At 62.4% G+C, this 13,267-nt stretch carries 10 protein-coding genes; 2 read left to right on the top strand and 8 right to left on the bottom strand.

Translation table 11 applies throughout. The annotated features are described in order from the left end of the window. The 4 genes from pdhA to V6L75_RS00790 form a co-directional block, all read right to left on the bottom strand. Entirely contained in the window at window positions 1–1,050 is a 1,050-nt protein-coding gene (gene pdhA, locus V6L75_RS00805; protein WP_162544581.1) for a pyruvate dehydrogenase (acetyl-transferring) E1 component subunit alpha, read from the bottom strand. Window positions 1,051–1,225: 175 nt separating this feature from the next. Further along, complete coding sequence (locus V6L75_RS00800) at window positions 1,226–1,561, bottom strand: FtsB family cell division protein (RefSeq protein WP_334249642.1); 336 nt, start codon at window positions 1,559–1,561, stop codon at window positions 1,226–1,228. A 185-nt stretch (window positions 1,562–1,746) separates the two neighbouring features. After that, on the bottom strand, window positions 1,747–5,247 hold the full coding sequence (gene mfd, locus V6L75_RS00795) for a transcription-repair coupling factor (protein ID WP_334249641.1): 3,501 nt from the start codon (window positions 5,245–5,247) through the stop codon (window positions 1,747–1,749). 66 nt (window positions 5,248–5,313) lie between these two features. Continuing rightward, a complete protein-coding gene (locus V6L75_RS00790) occupies window positions 5,314–5,625 on the bottom strand; it encodes an FAD assembly factor SdhE (RefSeq protein ID WP_334249640.1) in 312 nt (103 codons plus the stop codon). A gap of 231 nt (window positions 5,626–5,856) precedes the next feature. On the opposite strand from V6L75_RS00790, the gene recG reads away from it, so the two are divergent. Continuing rightward, window positions 5,857–7,959 carry an ATP-dependent DNA helicase RecG gene (recG, locus tag V6L75_RS00785; protein ID WP_334249639.1) on the top strand — a complete coding sequence of 701 codons (2,103 nt, stop codon included), beginning with the start codon at window positions 5,857–5,859 and terminating at the stop codon, window positions 7,957–7,959. Window positions 7,960–8,002: 43 nt separating this feature from the next. Here recG and V6L75_RS00780 read toward each other — a convergent pair whose 3' ends face one another. Then, on the bottom strand, window positions 8,003–8,731 hold the full coding sequence (locus V6L75_RS00780; protein WP_425498636.1) for a DUF502 domain-containing protein: 729 nt from the start codon (window positions 8,729–8,731) through the stop codon (window positions 8,003–8,005). Window positions 8,732–8,883: 152 nt separating this feature from the next. On the opposite strand from V6L75_RS00780, the gene V6L75_RS00775 reads away from it, so the two are divergent. After that, on the top strand, window positions 8,884–9,252 hold the full coding sequence (locus V6L75_RS00775) for a YbaN family protein (protein WP_334249638.1): 369 nt from the start codon (window positions 8,884–8,886) through the stop codon (window positions 9,250–9,252). A gap of 50 nt (window positions 9,253–9,302) precedes the next feature. Here V6L75_RS00775 and V6L75_RS00770 read toward each other — a convergent pair whose 3' ends face one another. The 3 genes from V6L75_RS00770 to glmU form a co-directional block, all read right to left on the bottom strand. Further along, window positions 9,303–9,740 carry a GNAT family acetyltransferase gene (locus tag V6L75_RS00770; protein ID WP_334249637.1) on the bottom strand — a complete coding sequence of 146 codons (438 nt, stop codon included), beginning with the start codon at window positions 9,738–9,740 and terminating at the stop codon, window positions 9,303–9,305. Beyond that, window positions 9,737–11,563 (bottom strand): glutamine--fructose-6-phosphate transaminase (isomerizing), encoded by a 1,827-nt coding sequence (gene glmS / locus V6L75_RS00765; protein ID WP_334249635.1) that lies wholly within the window; start codon window positions 11,561–11,563, stop codon window positions 9,737–9,739. Before glmS ends, V6L75_RS00770 begins: the two co-directional genes overlap by 4 nt. A gap of 103 nt (window positions 11,564–11,666) precedes the next feature. After that, window positions 11,667–13,022, bottom strand: coding sequence for a bifunctional UDP-N-acetylglucosamine diphosphorylase/glucosamine-1-phosphate N-acetyltransferase GlmU (gene glmU, locus V6L75_RS00760; protein ID WP_334249634.1), 1,356 nt, complete (start codon window positions 13,020–13,022; stop codon window positions 11,667–11,669). Between the last annotated feature and the right edge of the window lie 245 nt (window positions 13,023–13,267).

Raw genomic sequence — 13,267 nt, 5'->3', positions numbered from 1 at the left:
TTAAAGCAGAATGTCTGTATAGAGCTCGGACACATCCGGCTCCGGATCGTTCTGCGCAAACTCTGCCGCTTCGGCAACAATGGCGCGCACGTCCTTGTCGAGGCCCTTGAGATCGTCCTCGGTGGCCCAGCCGTTCTCGAGCAGACGCGAACGGACCTGCTCGATCGGGTCGTGTTCGCCGCGCATGCGGTCGACTTCTTCCTTGGAGCGGTACTTCGCCGGGTCGGACATGGAGTGGCCGCGGTAGCGGTAGGTCACCATCTCCAGAATGAAAGGGCCGTTGCCTTCACGGCACCAGGCCAGCGCACGGTCGGAAGCTGCCTTTACGGCGCGCACATCCATGCCGTCCACCTGCTCGCCCGGGATGCCGAAGGAGGCGCCGCGCTGGGACAGGTCGGTGTTGGCCGAAGCGCGGTTGACGCTCGTGCCCATGCCGTACTTGTTGTTCTCGATCACGTACACGACCGGCAGCTTCCACAGCTGGGCCATGTTGAAGCTCTCGTAGACCTGACCCTGGTTGGATGCACCGTCACCGAAGAAGGCCATGGCGACATTGCCGTTGCCACGGTACTTGTTGGCAAAGCCAAGGCCGGTGCCGAGCGCAACCTGCGCGCCGACGATGCCGTGACCGCCGTAGAAATGCTTCTCCTTGGAGAACATGTGCATCGAGCCGCCCTTGCCCTTCGACAGGCCGCCACGGCGGCCGGTCAGCTCGGCCATGACGCCCTTGGGATCAAGGTCCATGGCCAGCATGTGGCCGTGGTCGCGGTAACCGGTGATCATCTGGTCACCATCCACCTTGGCCATCTGCATGCCGACAACGACAGCTTCCTGACCGATATAGAGGTGACAGAACCCGCCGATGAGGCCCATGCCATAAAGCTGGCCTGCCTTTTCTTCGAAACGGCGGATCAGGAGCATTTCACGGTAGGCGTGAAGCTCTTCGTCCTTCGTGAATTTTGCGATGGCGGCAGCAGCGTTGCCCGCACCACCCTGACCGGACGCGCCCTTCGCGCGTGCACCGGCGGAAGATTGTTTTGTAGCGGCCATGTCCCTCGTCTCTGCGTGGCGTTTCCCCTAGACAGCAAGCGGAAGGTAACCGCTTGCCGTTGTCAATCCAAGAGGTTGAGTGCAGCGCGGCAACGCTGAGCAACCGATTGAAATGAATTGCTTTTTATAACTTAACTGATTTTCGGTTATTTTGACGATATAAACCGTTTTTCAGTTATCTAGCTGCAACTGACCGGCCGCGCATGATGATCAGCTCATCCGCCTGCACCACGTTTAGGATAACGCGGGCGCGCTCATCGACCATATCCGGATCAAGGCTTTCCGGACGCAGAAGCGCCACACGCGTTGCCAGATGCTCGCGCGCGGACGTGATGTCTGCCAGCTCGGCCTCAAGCTGGGCCACCTGCCTGTCCAGACGCTCGCGCCCGGCCATGCCGAACTCGCCATTCACCGCGTGAAAGGCGAAATAGCCCAGCACAGCAGCGGAGGCGACCGGAATGACGAGACTGCCGAGGAAGGACTTCTTGCGCTGACGGGTGGTGGCGGACACTTATCGACCTACTGAACACGTGGGGTCTGAAACTGATCGCAGTGTGCCGGGACTCGCTTAACAGAGTCTTGCGCAATTGTGGCGGCAGCCGGGAAATCTGTTGCCATGGCAGGGTTTGCACAGAGGCCTCGAATGGGCGGAGCCGAAGGATCATGGGCGGGAGTTTCTGCCCGCCCTGCCGCCGCTCAGGCTGCGGCCTTGCCGCCTCCGGCCAGCTTTGCCAGCTTGGACATGATGACGGCAGTTCCCTTCAGCCGGTCTTCCGCCCTCTCCCAATCGCGCGACAGAACCACCTTCTGGTCCGGGCGGATCTTGGCCAGAACGCCCTGCTCGGCAATGTAGCCGACGAGCCCAGCCGGATTGGAGAACTCGCTGTTGCGGAAGGAAATAACGATCCCCTTCGGCCCCGAATCCACCTTCTCCACATTGGCCTTGCGGCAAAGCCCCTTGATGAAGACAATCTTCAGCAGGTGCTGCACTTCCTCCGGCAGCGGTCCAAAGCGGTCGATCATCTCCGCGCCAAAGGCGTCGATTTCCTGCGCTTCCGTCAGATCAGCCAGACGCCGGTAAAGCGACAGGCGCAGATTGAGATCAGGCACATAGTTTTCCGGAATGAGAACCGGCGTACCCACGTTGATCTGCGGTGACCACTGGTCTTCACCAAGCTCGTCCCCGCCATCCTTCAGCTGCGCGACCGCCTCTTCCAGCATCTGCTGATAGAGCTCGTAGCCAACTTCCTTGATGTGGCCGGACTGTTCTTCACCCAGCAGATTGCCCGCGCCGCGAATATCGAGGTCATGGCTCGCCAGCTGGAAACCGGCGCCGAGACTTTCGAGCGATTGCAGCACCTTGAGGCGGCGCTCCGCCGTTGCCGTCAGCTTGCCGGCCGCAGGCACGGTGAAGAGTGCATAAGCGCGGGTCTTTGAGCGGCCCACACGGCCACGGATCTGGTAAAGCTGGGCAAGACCGAACATGTCGGCCCGGTGCACGATCAGCGTGTTGGCTGTCGGGATATCGAGGCCCGATTCCACGATGGTGGTGGACAGGAGCACGTCGTATTTGCCCTCGTAGAAGGCATTCATCACGTCTTCCAGCTGCCCCGGCGCCATCTGGCCATGGGCGATGGCAACCTTCACCTCCGGCACGCTTTCGGCGAGGAACTCCGCCCGCTCGCCGAGGTCGGACACACGCGGGCAGACATAGAAGCTCTGGCCGCCACGGTAATGCTCGCGCAGCAGCGCCTCGCGCACCACCAGCGGATCAAGCGGTGAAATGAAGGTGCGCACAGCAAGACGGTCCACTGGCGGTGTCGCAATCAGTGACAATTCGCGCAGGCCCGTCAGTGCCTGCTGCAGGGTGCGCGGAATGGGCGTGGCCGACAGCGTCAGCACATGCACGTCCGACTTCAGCTCCTTCAGCCGCTCCTTGTGCTTCACACCGAAATGCTGCTCTTCGTCGATGATCAGCAGGCCGAGATCGCGGAATTTGACGCCCGTGCCGAGCAGCGCATGGGTGCCGACAACTATATCGACAGAGCCATCCTCCAGCCCCTTCTTCGTGGCCGAAAGCTCCTTCGGGCTGACGAGGCGCGAGGCATGGGCAACGTTGACGGGCAGCCCATGAAAACGCGTCGAGAAGGTGCGGAAATGCTGACGGGCAAGGAGTGTCGTCGGCACCACAACCGCCACCTGACGGCCGGACATGGCCGCAACAAAGGCCGCACGCAGGGCCACTTCCGTCTTGCCAAAACCCACGTCGCCGCAGACCAGCCGGTCCATCGGGCGGCCCGAGGACAAATCCTCGAACACCGCATCAATCGCGGTCAGCTGATCTTCCGTTTCGTCATAGGGGAAGCGGGTGGCGAACTCGTCATAGACGCCTTCCGGCGTCTCGATCACGGGTGCGGTCTTGAGCGCGCGGGCAGCGGCGGTCTTGATCAGGCCATCGGCAATCTCAAGAATGCGCTTCTTCATGCGCGCCTTGCGCGCCTGCCAGGCCCCGCCGCCCAGCTTGTCGAGCTGCACATCGGTTTCTTCCGAGCCGTAGCGCGTCAGAAGCTCGATGTTCTCGACCGGCAGATACAGCTTGTCGCCGCCGTGATACTGCAGTTCCAGACAGTCATGCGGCGCGCCAAGCGCCTCGATGGTCTTCAGGCCAATGAAGCGGCCGATACCGTGGTCCACGTGGACGACGAGATCGCCTTCCGACAGGCTTGTGGCTTCGGTGAGGACATTGGCCCCTTTGGCCTTGCGCCGCCCCTTGCGCACCAGCCGGTCACCGAGAATGTCCTGCTCGGAGATGAAGACGAGCCGGTCCACCTCGAAGCCGGTTTCAAGGCCGAGAAGGCTGAGTGCCACCGTGCGCGGCGGCAGCGCCTGCATGTTGGCGAAGGTATCGGCGGGCGCGGCCAGCTCCAGCCCGTGGTCGAACAGGATCTGCCCAAGCCGGTCGCGCGAGCCCTCGCTCCAGCAGGACAGAATGACCTTGCGCTCTTCGGCCACCAGCGCCCGCACATGGCGCACCAGCGCATCGAAGATGTTGACGTCGCCAGCGGCACGCTCGGCGGCAAAGTTACGGCCCTGCCGGCCGGCGAAATCCACAACCTGCCGTCCCGAGCCAGGCGGCGGGGTGAACACATCCATCTGGCAGCTGGCGGCATCGGCGAGGCGCGACGTCCATTCTTCCGGCGCCAGATAGAGCCCGCCGGTTTCCACAGGCATGTAGGGCACGGACCCGGCCAGATGGCCATTGTCGAGTGCATCCTTGCGAGCCGTGTAATGCTCGGCCACCTGCTCCAGCCGCTCGCGCAGGGCGTCGGGGGCGCGGGAATCGAGGACGAGCGGCACACCCTCCACGTAGTCGAACAGGGTCTCCAGCGTTTCGTGGAACAGCGGCAGCCAGTGTTCCATGCCGGCATAGCGGCGGCCCTCGCTGACCGACTGGTAGAGAATATCCTCACGCCGCGCTGCGCCGAAGCGGCCGATATAGTTGCGGCGGAAGCGGGAGATCGCCTCTTCCGTCAGCACCACCTCGCTCATCGGCACCAGATCCAGCCGCTTCACCGGCGCCGTGGTGCGCTGGCTTTCCGGATCGAAAGCGCGCACGGTCTCCAGCGTATCACCAAAGAAGTCGAGGCGGACGGGAGCCTCCGCGCCCGGCGCGAAGAGATCGAGAATGCCGCCGCGCACCGCATATTCGCCGGTCTCACGCACGGTCGGCGTGCGGGAAAAGCCGTTCAGCTCCAGCCAGGCAGCAATGGAGGTGAGATCCGCCCTCGTGCCTGCGCTCAAGGAGAAGGTCTGGCCCGCCACCCAGCTGCGCTCCGGCAGCCGCTGCACGGCAGCGTTGACGGTGGTGACCAGCACCTTGCGTCCCGCACCTTCCAAGCCCCTCGCCAGCTCACCCAGCACCAGCAAGCGGCGGGCGCTGATGGCAGGGTTCGGCGACACACGGTCATAGGGCAGACAGTCCCAGGCGGGCAGCGACAGGGCTTCCACATCGGGCGCAAAGAAGCTCAGGGCCTCGATCAGCCCCTGTGCCCGCGTGGCATCGCGGGCAACGAAGACAGCGCAAAGCCCCTGCTTCGGCCCTTCGTCCAGAATGCGTGCAAGCGCCAGCGGCTCAGCCCCATCCGGCACGCTGGCCAGCGTGATGTTGCCCTTGTCGCGGAGAAGGCTCTCGAACACGGTTCTTATCCCTGAAATTCTGCGCCGCGCGCGAAGGCGCGTTTGCGGACTGACGATCCGGCCGGATCAGGCAGTGCGGCTGGACGTGATGTTGTGGAAGGCAAGAATGCGCCGGTAGAGCGGGCGGTCCCACTCCGCCGGAACCGGCTTGCGGCCTGTGATCCAGGCAAAGAGATCCTGATCATTGACGTTGATCAGCTCCTCCAGCTCGTCCAGTTCAGCTGCCGTCAGCGTGTCGAGCTCCGATTGGGCAAAGCCGCCGAACAGAAGGTCCATTTCCTTCATGCCCCGGTGCCAGGTGCGGAACAGGATGCGCTTCTTGCGGTGGGTCAGGGCATCATCCTGTGCTGCTGCCGTCTCTGCGCTTGTGCCGCTCATCATGTCTCTCCGCATCGCTGGGCTTGCGCCATCCTGACGCCTGCAGCCGGAGCGCGGGGTTTCCGCGTCCGGCGCAAACGGGACAGCATTTCGTCCGTGCTATATAGCGCCGCAAACCGGCTCTGTCAGGTCAAGGTTTTGGGGTGCATGTCCTGAAGGTTCAAGAGGCTTCATTGCCCTTGCCGCCAGACCGTGCCAAAACGCGGCATCGGTCTTGCGGATTCCTGTGCCATGCGCCCTTCTCTTCTCGATCCCCTGTTTGCTCCGGTTTCGGTGCTGCCCGGCATCGGCCCGAAGATCGCCAAGCTGCTGGACGGGCTGACCGGCAGCACGCCGGGGCGTGAGGCCAGCGTTCTCGATCTGCTGTTCCATCTGCCGCACGGGGTGATCGACCGCCGCCGCCGGCCGGGAATCGCACATTCGGAAAATGGCGAGATCGCAACGCTGGACGTAGTGGTGGAGCGGCATCTGCCTTCGCCGCGCCAGGGCAAGGCGCCATATCGCATCATCGCCAGGGACCCGACCGGCGAAATCGCTCTTGTCTTTTTCCATGCCCACCGCGACTGGCTGGAAAAGACCCTGCCCGTGGGCGGACGGCGGATCATTTCCGGCAAGGTCGAATGGTTCAACGAGCGCCCGCAGATGGTGCATCCGGATTATGTGCTGACGCCCGAAGAGGCTGAAACCATGCCGGATGTGGAACCGGTCTATCCAATGACCGCCGGGCTTGCCTCGCGCACCCTGCTGAAGGCCATTGCCGCCGGGCTTGGCCGCCTGCCGGTGATGCCGGACTGGCTCGACCCGGAATTTGCGGCACGCAAGGGCTGGCCGGATTTCGACGAGGCGCTGGCCCGGATGCACCGGCCGGAAAAGGCGGGCGATCTTGGCCCCGAATCCCCGTTCCGCGCCCGCCTGGCCTATGACGAATATCTCGCCAACCAGCTGGCATTGGCTCTGGTGCGCGCCACCATGCGCAAGCTGGATGGCGCGCCGCGTATCGCAAATGGCGCACTGAAGGCGAAGATCCTCGCCGCCCTGCCCTTTACCCTCACCGAAGGCCAGACGCAGGCGGTTGCCGAAATCGAGGCGGATCTTGCGAGCCCCCACCGCATGCTGCGGCTGGTGCAGGGTGACGTGGGCGCGGGCAAGACTATCGTTGCCCTGCTCGCCATGGCCGCCGTCATCGAATCAGGCGCACAGGCAGCAATGATGGCGCCAACCGAAATCCTCGCCCGCCAGCATTTCGCCTCCATGGCACCGCTCTGCGAAGCCGCTGGCATCCGCATATCCCTGCTGACCGGCCGTGACAGCGCCAAAACCCGGCGCGAGACGCAGGCCGGATTGCTGGACGGCAGCATCGATCTGGTCGTCGGCACTCACGCGCTGTTCCAGGGTTCGGTCGAGTTTCAGAACCTCGGCATCGCCGTGGTGGACGAGCAGCACCGCTTTGGCGTGCATCAGCGCCTTGCGCTTTCCTCAAAGGGCAAGGGTGTCGATGTGCTGGTGATGACGGCAACGCCGATCCCGCGCACACTGGTGCTGACCTATTTCGGTGACATGGACGTCTCCCGCCTCATTGGCAAGCCAGCAGGGCGCAAGCCCATCACCACAGTCTCCGTATCGCTGGAGCGCATGGGCGAGATGGTGGCGCGCATCAAGGCGGCGGTGGCCGAGGGCCAAAAGGTCTATTGGGTCTGCCCGCTGGTGGAGGAATCTGAAAAGATTGACCTTGCCGCCGTCGAGGACAGGCACCGGCATCTGTCGCAGGAACTGAAACTTCCCGTCGCCCTCGTCCATGGCCGCATGAGCGCCGAGGAAAAGGATGTGGCCATGACCGCCTTCAAGGAAGGCCATGCCCGCGTTCTTGTCGCCACCACCGTGATCGAAGTGGGCGTCGACGTGCCTGACGCGACCATCATGGTGATCGAACATGCCGAACGCTTCGGCCTTGCCCAGTTACACCAGTTACGTGGGCGTGTCGGGCGTGGTGACAGGCCATCTTCCTGCGTGTTGTTGTACAAGGGGCCGCTGGGCGAAACCTCCGCCGCACGCCTCGCCGTGATGCGCGAGACCAATGACGGCTTCCTCATCGCCGAGGAAGACCTGCGCCTGCGCGGTGAAGGCGAAATTCTTGGCACACGCCAGTCCGGCACCCCAGGCTTCCGGCTTGCGGGCGAAGAGGCGCGGCCCGATCTCATGGAAACCGCCCGCGACGATGCCCGTCTGATCCTTGAAACCGATCCGGAGCTGAAAGGTCCGCGCGGCCAAGCCCTGCGCACGCTGCTCTACCTCTTTTCCCGTGATGAAGCGATCCGTCTGCTGCGGGCGGGCTGAGTTTCTCCCCTCAGTAAACGGCCGCCCAATGGGAGCCAGGCTCTCATTCCTTTGGCTTTGTGGTATCCGCCGGTAATGCTGCAACGATCTGCGGATGCTCCGGCGTGATAAGACCGGCGGAAATGATCAGTTTGGCTGCATCTTCCACGGTCATGGAGAGCTCGATCACATCCTTGCGCGGCAGATACAGCAGGAACCCCGATGTTGGGTTCGGCGTGGTCGGCAGGAACACGGCAATGTACTCCTCTTCGCCGCCACCCGGGAGTTTCTGCGCCACCTCTCCTTTTGCAGATGTAGCCACAAACACGATCGCAAAGAGCCCCTTACGCGGATACTCGATCAGCGCAGCCTTCTTGAAACTGGCCCCCTTTTCATCAAGTACAGTCTCAAAAATCTGCTTCAAACCATTATAAAGATTACGAACAAGCGGCATGCGCGCCACTGCACGCTCGCCGTAGCCAATGAGTGTCCGGCCCAGAAAGTTCGCTGCCACAAAACCGGTCAAAGACAATGCCGTAAAGGCGACGATGAGGCCAACGCCCGGCACCGGGAATGGCAGATAGGTGTCGGGATTATAGGCGGGCGGCAACGCGGGTTTCACGAGCCCGTCCACCCACTGGATGAAGGACCATGTGAGCCAGAGCGTGATCCCCACAGGGCCGGCGATCACGAGACCGGCAAGAAACGAGTTCCTCAGCCTTGCACCAAAGCTCTTGTGAGCCCGTGCAGGTGTATCCTGATGCTGGTCCGGCATTGAGGCGGGATCATCCATGAGCACATACTCCTTAACTTGCCGGGGATTCGGTCTTCCCTATTTGTCCCTGGGGGCGTAAACCGGATTGTAGTGTTCCGGATTTGGGCTTTTCAAAGTCCATGCGATGATGCGGTGCATCATAGGCCAAAAACGGACACCGGAGAGATGAATTGCGGCGCTTGGCCTACCGGTTTGCAGGAATAGTATGCGTCATCCTCGGGGTGATCGGTGCCATTCTGCCGGTCATGCCGGGCACTATCTTCTTTATCCTGGCTGCTGCCATGTTCGCCAAATCCTCGCCGGAACTGGAGGCGCGCATCCTGGCACACCCCTCCATCGGCCCCCAGGTCATCGCATGGCGCGAACATGGCGTCATTCCGCCGCGTGCCAAACTCTATGCCACAGGCGGCATGGCATTCGGTTATGGCATGTTCTGGCTCGGCGCCCATCCTGGCTGGCCACTGGCCCTGGGCGTCCTGGCATTCATGGCAGCCTGCGCTGCCTATGTGCTGTCACGGCCGTCCTATCCGCGCAGCTGACAAGGCTCATATACTGATTTATATTTCTCCGTTATCCTATTGATTTATAATCAATCATCCTTGATCAGCCGCTTGCCCAGCTCCACCACCTCGTCGGGGACATAACCAAGCTGCCCGTAAAGGCCAATCACCTGCTCATTGCCGGTCCGCACCAGAAGATTGATCTTCGGGCAGCCGCGCGCCAGCAGGAGCGCTTCGCCATGCTCCATCAGCAACCGGGCATAGCCCTTGCCGCGATGGGCCGGATGGACACTGAGATAGTTCACCGAGCCCCTGTGCCCGTCATATCCGAACATGGCGCTGCCGATGATGGCATTGCCCAGACGCAGCACGAGGAAGCCCCAGGGGCTGTCTGCGACCTTGCGGTCGATATCCTTGTCCGGATCGTTCCAGGCCCTCGTCAGGCCGCACTCTCCCCAAAGGGTGACCACGCGATGGCGGTCACCCTCGGTGAAGGTATCGATGACAGGCTTGGGGCTCGTGATCATTCCACCGTGACCGACTTGGCAAGGTTGCGCGGCTGATCCACATCCGTACCCATGAACACAGCCACGTGATAGGCAATCATCTGCGTCGGAATGGCGTAGATGATCGGCGCAACGATGCCGGACAGCTCGGGCATCACCACCTGCTCATTGGCCGCCAGGCCGGACGCAGCAGCACCCTTTTCATCGGTGATGAGCAGGATCTTGCCGCCGCGTGCCGCCACTTCCTGCATATTGGAAACGGTCTTCTCATAGATGGCATCATGCGGGGCAATGACGATCACCGGCATGTTTTCGTCAATGAGCGCGATCGGGCCATGCTTCAGTTCGCCGGCGGCATAGCCTTCAGCGTGGATGTAGGACAGCTCCTTGAGCTTCAGCGCCCCTTCCAGTGCCAGCGGGAAGCTGGTGCTGCGGCCGAGATAGAGCACGTCCGAAGCCCGGGAAAGGCTCGGAGCCAGCTTTTCGATGCGCGGCTCGATGCCAAGTGCCTGTACGGCCAGACCGGGCGCTTCGGCAAGCGCGCCGACCAGTTCGGCCTCTTCCGCTTCGCTGATGAATCCGCGTTGACGGCCTGCGGCGATCGCAAGCGAAGCCAGAACCGCCAGCTGGCAGGTGAAGGCCTTGGTGGACGCCACGCCGATTTCCGGGCCTGCGACGGTCGGGAACACCACATCGGCCTCACGGGCGATGGTGGATTCCGGCACGTTGACGATGGCGCCGATGGTCAGGCCTTCCTGCTTGCAATAGCGCAGCGAGGCGAGCGTATCCGCCGTTTCGCCGGACTGGGAGATGAACAGCGCCATTTCGCCCTTCGACACCGGCAGCTCGCGGTAGCGGAACTCGGACGCAACGTCGATTTCCACCGGCAGGCGGGCATATTTCTCGAACCAGTACTTGCCGACGAGACCGGCATAATAAGCCGTGCCACAGGCGGACATGACCAGCCGGGTCAGATTGCTGAAGTCCACATTCATACCATCCGGCAGACGCACCTTGCGGGCGCTCAGGTCCAGATAGCGCGAAAGGGTGTGGCCGATGACTTCCGGCTGCTCGTGAATTTCCTTGGCCATGAAGTGGCGGTAGTTGCCCTTGTCGATCATGGCAGCGCCAACGGAAGACTTGCTTTCCGGGCGTGTGACGGGGGTGTTCTGCCGGTCGAAAATGGCGAGGCTGTCACGGGTGAGAACGGCCCAGTCGCCTTCTTCCAGATAGGTGATCCGGTCGGTGAAAGGTGCCAGCGCGATGGCATCCGATCCAAAGAACATTTCGCCCTCACCGTGGCCAATGGCCAGCGGCGACCCGCGTCTTGCGCCGATCAGAAGGTTCTCCTCGCCCTCGAACAGGAAGGCGAGCGCAAAGGCGCCGCGCAGACGCGGCAGAACCGAGGCCACCGCCTCCTTTGGCCCGAGCCCTTCATCCATGGCTGCATTGACCAGAAGCGCGACCACTTCGGTGTCCGTCTCGGTGACCGGGTGATAGTCCTTGGCGACCGCCTCGGCCCGCAGATCCTGATAGTTCTCGATAATGCCGTTGTGCACCACGGCAACGCCACCGCTTTGATGCGGGTGCGCGTTGGAAACGGTCGGTGCGCCATGGGTAGCCCAGCGGGTGTGGCCGATGCCGACAACGCCTGGCAGCGGTGCCTTTTCCAGTACGGCTTCCAGATTGCGCAGCTTGCCCTCCGCGCGGCGGCGGGTGACGATGCCGTTTTCGAGCGTAGCAATGCCGGCGGAGTCATAGCCCCGGTACTCAAGGCGCTTCAGCGCATCCACGAGGCGCGGCGCTACGCCGCTCTGGCTGACGATACCGATGATGCCGCACATGAAAATGAATCCCTTTGAAACGATCTGACCCGCCTCCCTTAGACGAGACGGGTCAGTTTGTTGAAATCAAACCCTGTTTCAGACGATGACAGGTTGCGTTGCGTCAGCTCTTCTTTGCAGCCTTCGCGGCAGCAAAGCGGGCGCGAAGCTCTTTGGCCCTGCCATCCTTCACGCTCTGGCGGGCCCGGCCAATGACGAGAGCGTCATCCGGCACCTCCTCCGTCACTGTGCTGCCAGCCGCCACATAAGCGCCCGACCCGATGGTCACCGGCGCGACGAGCGTCGAATTGGAGCCGATGAAGCTGCCTGCCCCGATCTGTGTCAGATGCTTGCCGAAGCCGTCATAGTTGCAGGTGATCGTGCCTGCTCCGATGTTGGTCTTAGCCCCCACCACGGCATCACCGATGTAGCTGAGGTGATTGACCTTGGCGCCTTCGCCGATCTTGCCGTTCTTCACCTCGACGAAGTTGCCGATGTGTGTCTCGCGGGCCAGTTCCGCACCGGGGCGCAAACGGGCATAGGGACCAACTGTGGCGTCCGCCCCAACCGTAGCCCCCTCCAGATGACTGAAGGCGCGGATGCGGGCACCGGAGGCAACACGCACGCCGGGGCCGAACACAACATTGGGTTCCACCAGAACGTCCGGCTCAAGCACCGTGTCATGGGAGAAGAACACGGTGGAAGGCGCCTGCAGAGTGACGCCGCGCTCCAGCGCGGCACGGCGCATTCTGTTCTGGAAAATCTCTTCACATTCAGCAAGTTGAACGCGGTTGTTAATCCCGCGTGCATCATCTTCGCCGGTGGTGGCCGCAACCACTTTCAGCCCGCGCGCATTGGCAATCTCCACGGCGTCGGTCAGATAATACTCGCCCTTGGCATTGTCGTTGCCGATCGCAGACAGCAGCTCCGCGGCAATTGCGCCCTGAAAGCCCATGATGCCCGAATTACAGAAAGTTACCTTTCGTTCTTCGTCACTTGCGTCTTTTTCCTCACGTATCGCAAGAAGCTGATTGCCCTGCATCAAGAGGCGGCCATAGCCAAAGGGATTGGCGGCCTCGAAGCCCAGAACAGCCACATCGGCCCCTGCCGCCAGCCCCGCCCGCACGCGGGCAATCGCATCCGCCGTTACCAGAGGCGTATCACCAAACAGAACCAGCACGTCGTCGGCAGCGGGTGTCAGGGCACTGCGGGCGGCAAGCGCTGCATGGGCAGTGCCGAGCCGTTCGGTCTGCTCGTGGCAGCTCGCGCCGGGCGACAGTTTTGCAACGAGCGCTTCCAGCGCCGGCATTCCGGGCCCAACGACAACGGCAACGCGATTGCCGTCACTGCTTACGGCCTTCAGCACATGGCCGATAAGCGGAAGACTGCCGATCTCGTGCATCACCTTCGGCAAGCTTGACTGCATGCGTGTTCCGAGGCCTGCGGCCAGGATGATGGAAAGGAGGCTGCGGTTGGACATGGGATCTTTCTGCCGGTCTTGCTGATGGGCACAGGTGGCCTGCGCACCTTGCTCCGCGCTTCGGCGGGCCCCCTGAACCCTTGCCAGCCTTTTCCCGCCCTTTTGCAAAAGATGCAAGCCGCCGATCCACAGTTCCCTGCAGAACAGCCTCGCAGGCCGCAGTAATTCCCTGTTCGTTAACCATGTTTAGGGACAAGATATCACATGGATAGCAACAGATTCGCCGTAACGGGTGCAGGATAGCC

It is taken from the genome of Pannonibacter anstelovis (assembly GCF_036881715.1).
In the GTDB taxonomy this organism is placed as follows: Bacteria; Pseudomonadota; Alphaproteobacteria; order Rhizobiales; family Stappiaceae; genus Pannonibacter; species Pannonibacter anstelovis.
This window is presented reverse-complemented; position numbering and strand designations above follow the sequence as displayed.